Origin of the sequence: Comamonas odontotermitis (assembly GCF_020080045.1) — a bacterium.
GTDB lineage: Bacteria > Pseudomonadota > Gammaproteobacteria > Burkholderiales > Burkholderiaceae_C > Comamonas > Comamonas odontotermitis.
The window spans coordinates 1,335,041-1,348,071 of record NZ_CP083451.1 but is presented as its reverse complement, the minus strand read 5'-3'; the positions used below and the strand labels follow the sequence as shown (position 1 = coordinate 1,348,071).

Annotated in this window: 12 protein-coding genes; 9 read left to right on the top strand and 3 right to left on the bottom strand. The window is 63.2% G+C overall.

Annotated elements, in window-relative coordinates:
* The first annotated feature begins 164 nt into the window (after positions 1 to 164).
* From LAD35_RS06200 to LAD35_RS06185, 4 genes are all read left to right on the top strand, one after another.
* Positions 165 to 1,121 carry a hydroxymethylglutaryl-CoA lyase gene (locus tag LAD35_RS06200; RefSeq protein ID WP_224151836.1) on the top strand — a complete coding sequence of 319 codons (957 nt, stop codon included), beginning with the start codon at positions 165 to 167 and terminating at the stop codon, positions 1,119 to 1,121.
* Positions 1,122 to 1,191: 70 nt separating this feature from the next.
* On the top strand, positions 1,192 to 2,409 hold the full coding sequence (locus tag LAD35_RS06195; protein ID WP_224151835.1) for a CaiB/BaiF CoA transferase family protein: 1,218 nt from the start codon (positions 1,192 to 1,194) through the stop codon (positions 2,407 to 2,409).
* An 82-nt stretch (positions 2,410 to 2,491) separates the two neighbouring features.
* Positions 2,492 to 3,481, top strand: coding sequence for a Bug family tripartite tricarboxylate transporter substrate binding protein (locus tag LAD35_RS06190; protein ID WP_224151834.1), 990 nt, complete (start codon positions 2,492 to 2,494; stop codon positions 3,479 to 3,481).
* Between the two features lie 212 nt (positions 3,482 to 3,693).
* Positions 3,694 to 4,425 (top strand): SIMPL domain-containing protein, encoded by a 732-nt coding sequence (locus LAD35_RS06185; RefSeq protein WP_224151833.1) that lies wholly within the window; start codon positions 3,694 to 3,696, stop codon positions 4,423 to 4,425.
* Between the two features lie 24 nt (positions 4,426 to 4,449).
* Here LAD35_RS06185 and LAD35_RS06180 read toward each other — a convergent pair whose 3' ends face one another.
* The gene (locus tag LAD35_RS06180; RefSeq protein WP_224151832.1) at positions 4,450 to 5,361 is read right to left on the bottom strand and encodes a DMT family transporter; all 912 of its coding nucleotides are present in this window, start codon (positions 5,359 to 5,361) and stop codon (positions 4,450 to 4,452) included.
* 181 nt (positions 5,362 to 5,542) lie between these two features.
* Between LAD35_RS06180 and LAD35_RS06175 the strand changes: the two genes are divergently transcribed.
* The 3 genes from LAD35_RS06175 to LAD35_RS06165 all read left to right on the top strand — a co-directional run bounded on the left by LAD35_RS06175 (position 5,543) and on the right by LAD35_RS06165 (position 9,297).
* Entirely contained in the window at positions 5,543 to 6,625 is a 1,083-nt protein-coding gene (locus LAD35_RS06175; RefSeq protein WP_224151831.1) for a tartrate dehydrogenase, read from the top strand.
* Positions 6,591 to 7,877, top strand: coding sequence for a PQQ-dependent sugar dehydrogenase (locus LAD35_RS06170; protein ID WP_224151830.1), 1,287 nt, complete (start codon positions 6,591 to 6,593; stop codon positions 7,875 to 7,877). The genes LAD35_RS06175 and LAD35_RS06170 overlap by 35 nt, the downstream gene beginning before the upstream one ends.
* A 136-nt stretch (positions 7,878 to 8,013) precedes the next feature.
* Positions 8,014 to 9,297 carry an MFS transporter gene (locus LAD35_RS06165; protein WP_224151829.1) on the top strand — a complete coding sequence of 428 codons (1,284 nt, stop codon included), beginning with the start codon at positions 8,014 to 8,016 and terminating at the stop codon, positions 9,295 to 9,297.
* An 81-nt stretch (positions 9,298 to 9,378) separates the two neighbouring features.
* Here LAD35_RS06165 and LAD35_RS06160 read toward each other — a convergent pair whose 3' ends face one another.
* On the bottom strand, positions 9,379 to 10,086 hold the full coding sequence (locus LAD35_RS06160; RefSeq protein ID WP_224151828.1) for a riboflavin synthase subunit alpha: 708 nt from the start codon (positions 10,084 to 10,086) through the stop codon (positions 9,379 to 9,381).
* On the bottom strand, positions 10,086 to 11,486 hold the full coding sequence (gene pmbA, locus LAD35_RS06155; RefSeq protein WP_224151827.1) for a metalloprotease PmbA: 1,401 nt from the start codon (positions 11,484 to 11,486) through the stop codon (positions 10,086 to 10,088). The genes LAD35_RS06160 and pmbA overlap by 1 nt, the downstream gene beginning before the upstream one ends.
* A gap of 144 nt (positions 11,487 to 11,630) precedes the next feature.
* On the opposite strand from pmbA, the gene yjgA reads away from it, so the two are divergent.
* Complete coding sequence (yjgA, locus tag LAD35_RS06150; protein WP_224151826.1) at positions 11,631 to 12,308, top strand: ribosome biogenesis factor YjgA; 678 nt, start codon at positions 11,631 to 11,633, stop codon at positions 12,306 to 12,308.
* Positions 12,309 to 12,359: 51 nt separating this feature from the next.
* Entirely contained in the window at positions 12,360 to 12,956 is a 597-nt protein-coding gene (gene mog / locus LAD35_RS06145) for a molybdopterin adenylyltransferase (RefSeq protein WP_224151825.1), read from the top strand.
* The last annotated feature ends 75 nt before the right edge of the window (positions 12,957 to 13,031 follow it).

Here is a 13,031-nt window from a genome sequence, read left to right as displayed (position 1 = left end):
GACCTCCCAAGGCCTCCACAGACAGGCCTGAAGGCGGGAAACTGTGCGCGAATGCAGGTTTTTAGATTTTCCATTTTGGAACTATATAGCTTCTCAAATTGATTATTACTGACGCTTTGGAAATTTTAGAATCCAAGCCAGAACAACGCAACGGAGACAGCCCCTTGCAAACCCCACCCTTTACTGGCACATCAGCCACCATCCGTGAGGTAGGCCTTCGCGACGGCCTGCAAAGCGTCGCAACCATCGTCGGCACTGCAGAGAAATGCCGTTGGATCGATACCGCCTATGCCGCCGGCGTGCGCGAAGTGGAGGTCGGCTCCATGGTGCCCGCCCGGCTGCTGCCGCAATTGGCCGATACCGAGGCGGTGCTGCAGCATGCGCTGCAACTGCCGGGCCTCGTGGCATCTGTGCTGGTGCCCAATCTCAAGGGGGCGGAACGAGCCCTTGCAGCCGGAGCCCATGCGATGATCGTGCCGCTGTCGGCCAGCCATGCGCACAGCCTGGCCAATCTGCGCAAGACACCGGATGAAGTGGTGGCCGAGGTGGCTCGTATCCGCGCGGCGCGTGATGCGGCGGGCGCCCGCACCATCATCGAAGGCGGTGTGGGTACCTCGTTTGGATGCACCTTGCAGGGCGAAGTGGCCGAAGCCGAGGTGCTGCGCCTGCTGCAGGCCCTGCTCGATGCTGGCGCCGACCGTCTCAGCCTGGCCGACACCGTCGGCTACGCCGACCCAGCTTCTGTCACCCGCCTGTTTGACAAGGCCTTGCACCTGGTTGGCGATCGATTGCGCTACGCACATTTCCACGATACCCGCGGTATGGGCTTGGCCAATGCCTACGCAGCCTGGCAAAGCGGCATGCGCGGCTTTGATGCCTGCCTGGGTGGCATTGGCGGCTGTCCTCACGCACCCGGCGCCAGTGGCAATGTGGCCACCGAAGACCTCGCCTACATGCTCGAACGCATGGGCGTGGCCACCGGTATACACGTGCCAGCCCTGCTGCAGTTGCGGCAGCAGTTGCAGCACTGGCTGCCTGGCGAGACCTTGCATGGCAGCCTGTGGCAGGCCGGTGTCATCGGCACCAGCGTCAAGCCAGCCCCTCGCGCGGCAGCGATCTGAGTCTTCACAAAAACTTCCAATAAGAACGCCTTCTGGCGCCCATATCCAAAGCGCCTATAGCTACCAAATCATGAGCAATCCTTCCTCTTCCAGCACCCCGCCCACTCTGCCGCTCGCAGGGCTGCGCGTGGTCGAATTCACCCACATGGTCATGGGCCCCACTTGCGGCATGGTGCTGGCAGACCTGGGGGCGGAGGTCATCAAGGTAGAGCCTGTCGAAGGCGACCGCACCCGCCACCTGCTGGGCGCAGGCGCGGGCTTTTTCCCCATGTTCAACCGCAACAAGAAAAGCATCGCTCTGGATCTGCGCCAACCACAGGGGCTGGAGGCAGCCATCCGCCTGGCCAGCACCGCCGATGTGGTGGCGCAGAACTTCAAACCCGGCGTGATGAAGAAATACGGCCTCGACTACGCAGCGCTCTCCAGGCTGAACGACCGCCTCATCTACGTGAACCACACCGGCTTTCTGCCCGGGCCGTATGAGCACCGCACCGCGCTCGACGAAGTGGTGCAGATGATGGGGGGCCTCGCCTATATGACGGGCCGCCCTGGCGACCCGCTGCGCGCGGGCACCAGCGTCAACGACATCATGGGCGGCATGTTTGGCGCCATTGGCGCCATGGCCGCGCTGATGCAGCGGGCGCAGACCGGCAAGGGGCAGGAGATCGACTCCGCATTGTTCGAAAACAACGTGTTCCTCGTCGGCCAGCACATGATGCAGTACGCCGTGACCGGTCAGGCGGCCGAGCCCATGCCCAACCGCATTTCTGCATGGTCGGTGTATGACGTATTCACGGTGCAAAGCGACGAGCAGATATTTCTGGCCGCCGTGAGCGATGCGCAGTGGGCTGCGATGTGCACCGCCTTTGGCTGGAGCGATCTGCTGACCGACCCGCAATACGCCACCAACAACAGCCGGGTACAACTGCGGCCCCGTTTGCTGCCCGAGCTGCGCCAGCGCTTTGCACCAATGACGGCAGCACATATCGCCCAGCAGTTTGAAGCCAATGGCCTGCCCTACGCCCCCATCAGCAAGCCCGAGCAGTTGCTGAACGACCCGCACCTGCTTGCCACGGGCGGCCTGGCCGACGTGCGCCTGACCGATGGCGAACGTGCCGGCCAGCAAGCGCCCACCACCCTGCTGCCCATCCGGCTGGCAGGTGAGCGCCTGGGCGTACGCCTGGACCCGCCGCAGCTGGGTGAGCACACCCGGGAGCTGCTGCACAGCCTGGGTTATGACGACGCTGCGATTGCAACGCTGCGCAGCTCTGGAGCCATTGCAGGCTAGCTGCACTGCAGAGACAAGCTTTTGATTTGACAGCAATCACCGCTTACCAGACGGGCGCAGACCCGCATTCAGGAGACAAGGCATGAACGCATCCCCATCCATCACTCGCCGCCAGTGGCTGGCGTCCACCATCGCCTGTGCCGCTGGCACACTGGCGCCGCTGGCCCGAGCCGCAGCGCCGCACGACAAGCCGCTGCGCGTCATCCTGCCGCTGTCGGCCGGCTCGGGGGCAGATGGAGCCATCCGTGCCATCGGCCCCAGCATCGGCAAGGTGCTGGGCCAGGCCCTGGTGATCGAGAACCTGCCCGGCGCAGGAGGCATTACCGGCACCGCACAGCTGGTGCGCGCCCCCAAGGATGGCTCAACGATCGGCATCATCAGCAACAACCATGTCGTCAACCCCAGCCTTTACAAGAACATTCCGTTCGATTCGATCAGCGACATCACCCCCATCACCATCATCGGCAGCACACCTTTCGTGCTGGTTGCCAGCCCCAAGCTGCCCGTGCGCAATGTGCAGGAACTGATCGCCCATGCCAAGGCCAACCCAGGCACGCTCAACTACGGCTCTTCGGGCAACGGCACCATCCTGCACCTGGGCGCAGCCATGTTTGTGCAGCAGGCCGGGCTGCAGATTCCGCACATCCCCTACCGCGGCATGGGCCAGTTGATGAATGACTTGCTCAGTGGCCAGGTACAGTTGGGTGTAGTGGCCGTTGCGCCCGCAGCGCCGCATGTCAAGACCGGCTCGCTGCGTGCCCTGGGCGTCACCAGCGCCAAACGGTCGGGCGCGCTGCCCGATGTGCCCACGATTGCAGAACAGGGACTGCCAGACTACGCACTGGATGGCTGGATTGCCGCCATTGCACCGGCCGGGCTGGCCGACGCGGAACGGCAACGGCTGTACCAAGGCTTTGTACAAGGCGTTGCAGCCCCCGAGGCCACGCAAGCGCTGGTGGCGCAGGGTTACGATATCCAGCTGATGCCTCCCGCACAGACAACCGCCTTCATCCGTGAAGAAAAATCACGCATGGAAGCCGTGGTGAACGCCGCCAATGTGAAATTAGATTAACCAAGGGCATTGCGGCAGCTCTCCTACAGGCGCGGAACTATCGAAGCCCTACGCTGTCACACTCCATTGCAGTGTGCAGACCACGCACGCCCCAGCCAAATGCGGAATTCGCCCGCACAGCTATGGGCCCGGCTGCAACTACCATCGCAAGGGCCACCAAGGCATCGCTCACCAGGCCGATGACGGGCCCTGCCGTTCTACGAGGAGTTTTCATGAAAAAAATGCGCTTGCTGGCTACCGCCGCACTGATCGCCGCCGCCCCATTCGTCACCACCACCGCCATGGCCCAGAACCACTCCAACAACTCCAAGGCCGCCGATACCGGCCCCACGCTGACGCTTGACGCCGAAGCAACGACCCGTGTGCCAGAAGACACCGCATGGGCGCAGTTCAGCGTGGAGAAGGAGTCAAAAGACCAGGCGCAGGCACAACAGCTGGGCAAAACCGCACTGGCCGATGTGCTCGCCACGGTGAAGAAATCGCCGTCGCTGCAGGTCACCACCGAGAACCTGTTCACCACGCCGGTCTACAACAAGGACGGCAAGATCTCCAGCTGGCGCACCAACTTCAACGTGCAGATCGAATCGACCGACACCGCCCAGGTCGGCCAGACCATGGCTGCCCTGATGGACAAGGCGCGGCTGGCAGGCTCCGGCTTTCGCCTGTCGGACGCTGCCCGTAGAAAAGCGCAGGATCAGTTGATTGCCGACGCCGTCAAAGCCTTTGAGGCCAAGGCCAAGGTCACGGCAAGCGCCATGGGGTTTGCGCGCTATGAATATGGCAACATCAACCTGAACCAGAGCGGCACCAGCCAGCCGATGATGCGTGCCAACCGCGGCTATGCCATGTCCAAATCGGCGGATGCCAGCGAACCCGTAGGCCTGGAAGCCGGCTACACCACGGTATCGGTCACCCTGTCCGGTTCCGTCAAGCTGATCAAATAAGCTTTGCGCGCAGCCTGTACGGCGCTACAGGCTGCGCGACAGAATCAGCGCCACGCCCGCAACCGTCAATACGGCGCCAAGGCAAGCCCCCAAAGTGGGCGCCACGCGGGTCTTCCACCACAGCAACGGCAGCAGCAGAATCGGTGAAATCGACGACAGCATGCCCACCAGGCCCGCGCTACCGTATTTGAGCGCGGCCAGGATCAGAGTCATGCCCAGCGCCATCGACAAGAAGGCGCTGCCCGCTACCAGAGCCCAGTCGCGCTGTACCATGGGCGCCTGCAAACGGGCAGGCTGCCAGCGCGCCACCAGCAGCAATGCATGAAAGCCAAAACCTGCCGCCATGCGGATGGCTGAAGCAGCCACCGGATCGACCTGCGGCCCCATTACCGGCTTGACCACCAAGGTGCCCAAGGCCTGCCCCAGCGCAGCCAACAGGCCCAGGCCCACACCCACCGCCAGGCGGCCACGCGTGGCCTCCCACTCCGTAGCGCTGCCTGCGCGCGAGCCAAAGGCAATCGCCGTCATCACCCCTCCTACCAGCAGGGCGCAGCCCACCATGGCAGTGCCGCCCATGCGCTCGCCCAGAAACAGCGCAGCCAGCACGGCAGACATCATCGAGTGCGTGGCAAACAGAATGCCCGAGCGGCGAGGCCCGAGCCGGTTCATGCAGGCGAAAAGCACCGTGTCGCCAATAAAAATGCCGATGAAGCCCGAAAGTACCAGCACCGCAATCAAGGTGGGATTGAGCGTGCCCCAGCTACCCGCAATGGTGGCCCAGCCGCCCAGCATGACACTGGCAAACACCATGCGCCAGCGCGTAAAGGCAAATGCGCCCATCTTGCGCGAGACCGGCGCAGAAAAAAGCGCAGCCATCGCCCAGCAGGCAGCGGCCAGCACGGCCAGGAATTCAGGAGGGAAAGGGAGATGAGACACGGTAGATCAGCGAAAACCGCAGCAAGCGCACACGCTGTCCCGCAAATGCTGCACAGCCCATGCCAATGGCGCTAGGATGCGTGGCGAAGCTGGCATCCTCCTTGCAAAATGGCAAGGACGCGCCATTGTAGGTCTGCCGCCGCAGGCTGGCAGTGCCACCAAGACACCTAGAGGACGATCCATGAGCAAGAAACAACGTATCGCCGTACTGGCTGGCGACGGCATCGGCAAGGAAGTGATGCCCGAAGGGATCCGTGTGCTGGAAGCTGCAGCCAAACGCTTTGACCTGCCGCTGGAGATGCAGCATTTCGACTGGGCGCACTGCGACTACTTTGCCCAGCACGGCCAGATGATGCCCGACGACTGGAAAGCCCACTTGCAAGGCTTCGATGCCATTCTGTTCGGCGCCGTGGGCTGGCCCGCCACCGTGCCCGACCACGTATCGCTGTGGGGTTCGCTGCTCAAGTTCCGCCGCGAGTTCGACCAGTACATCAACCTGCGCCCGGTACGCCTGTTTGATGGCGTGCCCTGCCCGCTGGCTGGCCGCAAGCCGGGCGACATCGACTACTACGTGGTGCGCGAGAACACCGAAGGCGAGTACACCGCGCTGGGCGGCATCATGTTCGAAGGTACGGACCGCGAAATGGTGCTGCAGGAGGCCGTGTTCACCCGCAAGGGCGCAGACCGCCTGCTCAAGTTCGCATTCGACCTGGCCCAGAGCCGCAGCAAGAAGCATGTGACCCTCGCCACCAAGTCCAATGGCATTGCCATCAGCATGCCCTGGTGGGACAAGTGCGCCGAAGCCATGGCCAAAAACTACCCCGATGTGGTGCTGGACAAGCAGCACATCGATATCCTCACCGCCCGCTTTGTGCTGCAGCCCGGCCGCTTTGACGTGGTGGCGGCCACCAACCTGTTTGGCGATATCCTCTCCGATCTGGGCCCCGCCACCACCGGCACGATTGGCCTGGCACCGTCGGCCAACCTGAACCCCGAGCGCAACTTCCCCTCGCTGTTCGAGCCCGTGCATGGCTCCGCACCCGATATCTATGGCCAGAAGATTGCCAACCCCATTGCCATGGTCTGGTCGGTGGCGCTGATGCTGGATTTTCTGGGCAACGGCCAGGGCGCGTGGCGGCAGGCACACGATGCCATCGTCGACGCGGTCAGCCAGACCATTCTGAGCGGCCCCCGAACGCCCGATTTGGGCGGACAGGCCAAGACAGACGATGTGGGCCAGGCCATTGCGCAATTGCTGGCCTGAGCGCCTGGCAGGGCTGCGCGCAGCCACTGCGCTGGCAGCCTTGCTGGCATGCACGCCCCAGGTACAGGCGCGGGGCTACACGCCGCAGGGCAGTTGTGGCGGCTACGAGCGCGTGAGCATCGGCAGCCCGGCAGGAACCTGCGTGGCCTTGGTGGCCGATGAACGCGATAGCCTGCGCGCACCGCGCCGGGTGCTGGAGATCAGCCCAGGCCGCCTGTGGATCATCGATATGGGCAGCTGGGTGCCCCACCAGGGGCGGCTGCTGGAGATAACGCTACCTGCGCGGCCCACTGCCACACCCTTGCAACGCCCGCAGGTCAAAGTGCTGGCAGATAAGCTGGATCGGCCCCTGGCACTGGTGCGCGGCCCCGATGCGCAGATCTACATCGGTGAGGCGGGCCGCATCTGGCGCACGCCGGTGCCCGCAGCAGGCCAGCCGGTACAGCCGCAGACGGTGCTGGACGCATTGCCCAACGACGGAGCCCACCCGCTCAAGGAAATCACGTTCGGGCCGGATGGCAGCCTGTATGTCAACATGGGCTCGGTCACCGACCGCTGCCAGGGCGAGCAAGGCGAGCTTGCCTATCCGTGTCCCGAGCGGGAGGCCATGCAGTTCCGTGGCGCGGTCTGGCGTGCGGTTCTGCACAACCCGCCAGTACCTGGGCAGCCGCCAGTGCAGCAATTTGCACCTTTTGCACTTGGCCTGCGCAATTCGGTGGCGCTTGCCACGCTGCCCGATGGCCCGGCCGCAGGCAGCCTATGGCAAGGCGAAAACAATATCGACTACCGCGACAAAAATGAACCGCCGGAAGAGCTGAACGAGCTGGTCGCGGGCGCAGACTACGGTTGGCCCTACTGCGTGGGCCAGCAGCGCGTGGCGCGCGGCTATGACAAGCGCGTCCAGTGTGCGTCCACCAAGGCACCCCGCATGCTGTGGCCTGCGCACACGGCGCCGCTGCATTTGCTCGCCACGCCCGCAGCCAGTCCTTTTCAAGGCCAGTTGCTGGTGGCCTGGCACGGCCCGCAGGGCCATCGGGTGGTGGGCTTTGCGCGCCAGAAGGACGGCAAGCCAGGCGGAAAACCGGTGGAATGGCTGACCGGATGGACGGCAGACGGAAACATGCGCCCGCTAGGCCGCCCCACCGGCCTCGCGCTGAACCACCTGGGGCAATTGATGGTGGTGGAAGACTACAACCGCACGCTGCTGATGCTGTTGCCCGACACCACGCCCCAAGCCATTCACAAGCGCTGAACCGCAACCAACCATGCCGCGTGGGCGACATCCAGCCGCCCCACATGCTTGCTGATCCTGAGCCCCGGCCTATCATCTGCAGTTATCCATCCCTGCTGCACAGGCCCGCCTTAGGGCGCCCTGCAGCCACCGCGACATGACAGCAGCACTCCCCTCTTCAGTGCCCCCGGGCCCTACCCCGCCGCCCGGCCTTTACTTCGGCTGGGTGATCGTCGCGGCTTCCACCATCCTCACGCTGCTCACGGTCGGCATGCGCATGGGCATTGGCCCGTTCATGCTGCCTATGTCGGAGGATCTGGGCTTCAGCCGCAGCCTGCTCTCGTCCATCGTGGCAGTCGGCATGCTCTGCTATGGCCTGGGCATGCCAGCGGCAGGCTGGCTGGTGGCGCGCAAGGGCACGCGCACCGTTTTGCTGACAGGCACCGCCATTGTCGTGCTCGCCTGCCTCTGGACGGTGAACGCCCGCACGCCATGGAGCTTTTTCTGGGCCTATGGCGTCGCGCTGTCGCTTGGGCTGGCCTTTACCAGCCCGGTGGCAGTCACACCCATGATCAGCCGCTGGTTCACGCGCCAGCGTGGCATGGCACTGTTTTTTCTGTCAACGGGCTCGATGGCGGGCATCGCGGTGATGACACCCGTCTTCACCACCACCATCGGCCTTTGGGGCTGGCAGCGCACCCTGCTGGGGTTTGCGGTGGTGTTTGCACTCATCATCGGCGCCATGGCTCTATGGATCGTGCGCGACGATGCACCCGAAAATACCGATCTGTCTGCTGCGCAAATTGAACAAAACCGGCAAACAACGCCCACCCATCAAGCGCCAGCAGCTACGAAATCAGAAGCAATCAGCTTTACACAGGCTATCGCAACCGCACCGTTCTGGCAGATATTCCTGGGCCTGTTTGCCTGCGGCTTCAGCATGAACCTGCTGGGCACCCACGGCATGCCCATGCTGATGGACCATGGCTTTGACGCGGGCAGCAGCGCGGGGGGCATCGGTCTCATCGGTTTTGTGGCGATCTTCAGCACCCTGGCGCTGGGCAAGCTCTCTGACATGGTGCCGCGCCGCTACATCCTTGCCGTCATCTACCTGGTACGCGGCCTGGGCTTTGTGGGCCTGGTGGCAGTCGTTCACCACTGGCAGCTGTATGCAGTGGCTGCCATCGGCGGCATTGTCTGGGCTGGCTCGATTGCCGCCTCATCTGCCATTCTGGGCGATCTGTATGGCATCAAGCTGGTAGGCCTGCTGTACGGATGGGCCTACCTGGGCCACCAGATCGGCGCCATGATCAGCAGCTGGCTTGGCGGCTGGGCATTCGAGCAATTTGGCACGCACTGGATTGCCTTTGGGGCGGCTGCCGTGTTGTTGCTCGTTGCGGCGTGCGTCTCGCTGCTGCTGCCAACCAAGCTCCAGCCATGAAAAATACCCGCTGATGCGGGTATTCTGGTGCGCCAAGGCTGGCGGCAGCAGGCCAAGTGGGGAACGCTCTCTGGCGGGACCCTATCCTCGTGGCAACTGCGGCGGCTTGACCAGATCGTCCAGCGACAGGCCCCTCTCGCGCAGCAGGCTCTCCAGCAAGGGCTTGAGCTGGCCCAGGCTTTCATCCACGGCTTCGCGGACGGTGTCCACCACCACTTGCGTGCCGCGTTCGATCTCGATGTTGAGGCCGTCGCCCACACGCTTGGCTTCGAACACCGTCATGCGGCGGGTTTCGGGGATGAGCCAGACCTCGAACCAGCCTTCCTGGCGGTTCACCTCGGCAACCGTCAGGCTGGCGCCGTTGATGGCGATATAGCCCTTGGCAAACACGTAGCGGCGAAAGGCTTCGGGCACGGCCACGCGCATCACGTAGTTGTTGTCGAACTCGCGGATCGCAGCCAGGGTTCCGGTGAAATCCACATGGCCGGACAGCGGGTGGCCGCCAATCTCGGCACCGTCCTTGGCGGCGCGCTCCACATTGACGAACGAGCCTACCTGCAACTGGCCCAGGGTGGTGATGTTCAGGCTTTGCAGCATCACATCAAACCGTGCATGCTGCGCGTCCACCAGCTCGGTCACTGTCAGGCATACGCCATCGTGCGATACGCTCGCGCCAATGGCCAGATCCTGGCAAAAACCTGGAGGAAAGGCAACCGTGAACGTGCGCAGGCCGGGCTGGTCGTCAATGGCACCAATGGTGGCAACCGCCTGAATGATCCCAGTGAACATCAGGAACCTGCCACCTTCATCTTGCCAACAAGAATGCTGCCCAGGGTCTTGGAGCCCGCGCAGTACTCATCGGCACCCACAGCCAGAGTGTCCTTGAACATGTCCTTCAAGTTGCCAGCAATCGTGATTTCCTGCACGGGAAAGGCAATCTGCCCATTCTCGACCCAGAAGCCGCTGGCGCCGCGCGAGTAATCACCTGTGACCGGGTTCACGCCTTGGCCCATGAGTTCGATCACGAAAAGACCCGTACCCAGCTTTTGCAGCATGGCGGCAAGATCGTCAGTTGGCCGCGTCTTGGAGGAATAGAAGTGCAGGTTGTGCGCACCGCCTGCGTTGCCCGTGGTCTTCATGCTCAGCTTGCGGGCCGAGTAGGTGGACAGGAAATAGCCATTGACCTTGCCGTCTTCCACCACATGGCGCTTGCTGACACGCACGCCTTCGTCGTCGAACGGCGCACTGCCCTTTCCGCCAATGAGGAAGGGATCCTCCACCAGCTGGATGTGCTTGGGGAATACCTTTTTGCCCAAGGAACCCAGCAGGAAGGAGCTGCGGCGGTACAGCGCGCCACCGCTGATGGCCTGCACCAGCGAACCCACGAGGCCCGCGGCCAGCGGCGCGTCGAACAGCACTGGGCATTCGGTGGTCGGAATCTTGCGTGCATTGAGGCGCGACAAGGCGCGCTCTGCGGCGTAGCGCCCGACGACAGCCGGGTCGGCCAGATCTTGCGCGCGGCGCATGCTGCTGTACCAGGCATCGCGCTGCATGTCAGCACCCTTGCCCGCTATGGGAGCCACCGAGATACTGTGGCGTGAGCTGGCGTAGCCGCCGGCAAAGCCGTTGGTATGCGCACTGTAGAAATGGCTTTGCTGGGCTGATACGCCAGCGCCCTCGCTATTGGTGATGCGCTTGTCGGTGGCAAAGGCGGCCGCTTCGCACTGCAGCGCCAATTGTGCGGCTGCCTCGCTGTCAATAGCCCACGGATGGAACAGGTCAAGTTCGCGTTGCTCGGCTGCTGGCACAATATCGGCTGCATCGGGCAGGCCAGCAACCGGGTCTTCGGCCGTGAAACGGGCGATGTCATAGGCTGCTTGCACCGTGCGCTTTACCGCTTCGGTCGAAAAATCCGAGGTGCTGGCATTGCCTCGGCGTTTGCCGATATACACCGTCACACCCAGCGACTTGTCGCGGTTGCGCTCCACCGTCTCCAGTTCGCCCTTGCGCACGCTGACCGACAGGCCTGCGCCTTCGGAGGCATCTGCTCCGGCGTCGGTGGCACCCAGTGTTTTGGCATGCGACAGCGCCTGCTCGACAAGGTCTTTGAAAAATGCGCGGCTGTAACTGAAGCCGGTTGCGGCCTGGGCATCGCCCTGGCTGTTGGAGCTGGATACGGTTTTTTTCATACTGCCCGCTATGATACTGATAACCGCCATTGCCCTGGCACTGAGATGGGCTGAACGACCTGCGCAACCAGCGTGCGCAGCAGAGGCAATGGCCCGTTCAGCTCCTCCCTGCCGGGCTGTGGCCTTTTGAACAAAAGCATAACCATGTCACGCAAACCCAAAAAAGGCTATTTCGTTCGCGGCAAGTTCGTGGCCGAAGGCAGCGAACTCGATATCGAGCTGAAGGCCGAACTCAAAGGCACGACCGAATCGAGCAAGTCCGATCTGAAGAAAGAAATGGACGCCCTGCAGGACCTGGGCAAGGAACTGCTCACGCTGCGCAGCGATCTCTTCAACCGCCTGCAACTACCCGAGATTCTGGTGAACGCGCTGGCCGAAGCCAAGCGCATCACCAACTTCGAAGGCAAGCGCCGCCAGATGCAGTTCGTTGGCAAGCTGATGCGCAGGCTCGACGAAGGCGAGGTGGCCGCCATCAACGCCGCGCTCACAGAGCAGAAAGAAGGCTCCGGCATTGAAAAAGCCCTGCTGCATGCCTCGGAACAGTGGCGCGACCGCATGATTGCAGACGACGATGCCGTGGCGCAATGGATCAACGAGGCGCCGCAGACCGATATCCAGCAGTTGCGTTCGCTGGTACGCCAGGCGCGCAAGGATATGCCCGGCGCCCACGATGCCAACGTGCAGGAATCCACCGGCCAGGCCGCCCGCAAAGGCCGCGCGTACCGCGAGCTGTTCCAGCTGGTGCGGGACCATGTGATGGCCGCCCACGCAGCACGCGTGCAGGCATCCGCGGCAGATGACGACGCCAGCGACGAGGATTGAGAGAAAAAAGCCCCTGGCGCATGGTGGGTGCGCGCAATCAGCTATCAAAATATGAGTATTGCATACGACTCCGTCAAAATCGGCATTGTCTCGATCAGCGACCGCGCCAGCAGTGGTGTGTATGAGGACAAAGGCCTGCCCGCCCTGCAGGATTGGCTGGGCCGTGCGCTGCACAACCCGGTGGCCTACGAGGCCCGCCTGATTGCCGACGAACAGGCGCTGATCAGCCAGACCTTGATCGAACTGGTGAATGCAGGCTGCAGCCTGGTGCTGACCACAGGCGGCACCGGCCCGGCGCTGCGCGATGTGACGCCCGAAGCCACCCTGGCCGTGGCTGACAAGGAAATGCCTGGTTTTGGCGAGCAAATGCGCCAGATCAGCCTGCGCTTCGTGCCCACGGCCATCCTGTCGCGCCAGGTCGCCGTCATACGCGGCCAATGCCTGATCATCAACCTGCCCGGTCAGCCCAAGGCAATTGCAGAAACGCTGGAGGGCCTGAAGGATGCCGAGGGAACGCAGCTCGTGCCAGGCATTTTTGCCGCCGTGCCTTACTGCGTCGACCTGATTGGCGGCCCCTATCTGGAAACGCAAGACGCGGTGTGCAAGGCCTTTCGGCCTAAGAACGCAGTCCGCGCCCCTCGCAACTAAATCCGGCTACGCCTCACCCGACTGCGGCAAGAAAAACCCGCCAGGGCTTTGAGCAACTGGCGGGTGTGAGCCATC

Coding starts and splice junctions, on each gene's coding strand:
- mog (WP_224151825.1), top strand. CDS start 12,360: ATGAGTATTGCATACGACTCCGTCAAAATCGGCATTGTCTCGATCAGC.
- LAD35_RS06175 (WP_224151831.1), top strand. CDS start 5,543: ATGAGCAAGAAACAACGTATCGCCGTACTGGCTGGCGACGGCATCGGC.
- yjgA (WP_224151826.1), top strand. CDS start 11,631: ATGTCACGCAAACCCAAAAAAGGCTATTTCGTTCGCGGCAAGTTCGTG.
- pmbA (WP_224151827.1), bottom strand. CDS start 11,486: ATGAAAAAAACCGTATCCAGCTCCAACAGCCAGGGCGATGCCCAGGCC.
- LAD35_RS06195 (WP_224151835.1), top strand. CDS start 1,192: ATGAGCAATCCTTCCTCTTCCAGCACCCCGCCCACTCTGCCGCTCGCA.
- LAD35_RS06190 (WP_224151834.1), top strand. CDS start 2,492: ATGAACGCATCCCCATCCATCACTCGCCGCCAGTGGCTGGCGTCCACC.
- LAD35_RS06170 (WP_224151830.1), top strand. CDS start 6,591: ATGTGGGCCAGGCCATTGCGCAATTGCTGGCCTGAGCGCCTGGCAGGG.
- LAD35_RS06160 (WP_224151828.1), bottom strand. CDS start 10,086: ATGTTCACTGGGATCATTCAGGCGGTTGCCACCATTGGTGCCATTGAC.
- LAD35_RS06165 (WP_224151829.1), top strand. CDS start 8,014: ATGACAGCAGCACTCCCCTCTTCAGTGCCCCCGGGCCCTACCCCGCCG.
- LAD35_RS06185 (WP_224151833.1), top strand. CDS start 3,694: ATGAAAAAAATGCGCTTGCTGGCTACCGCCGCACTGATCGCCGCCGCC.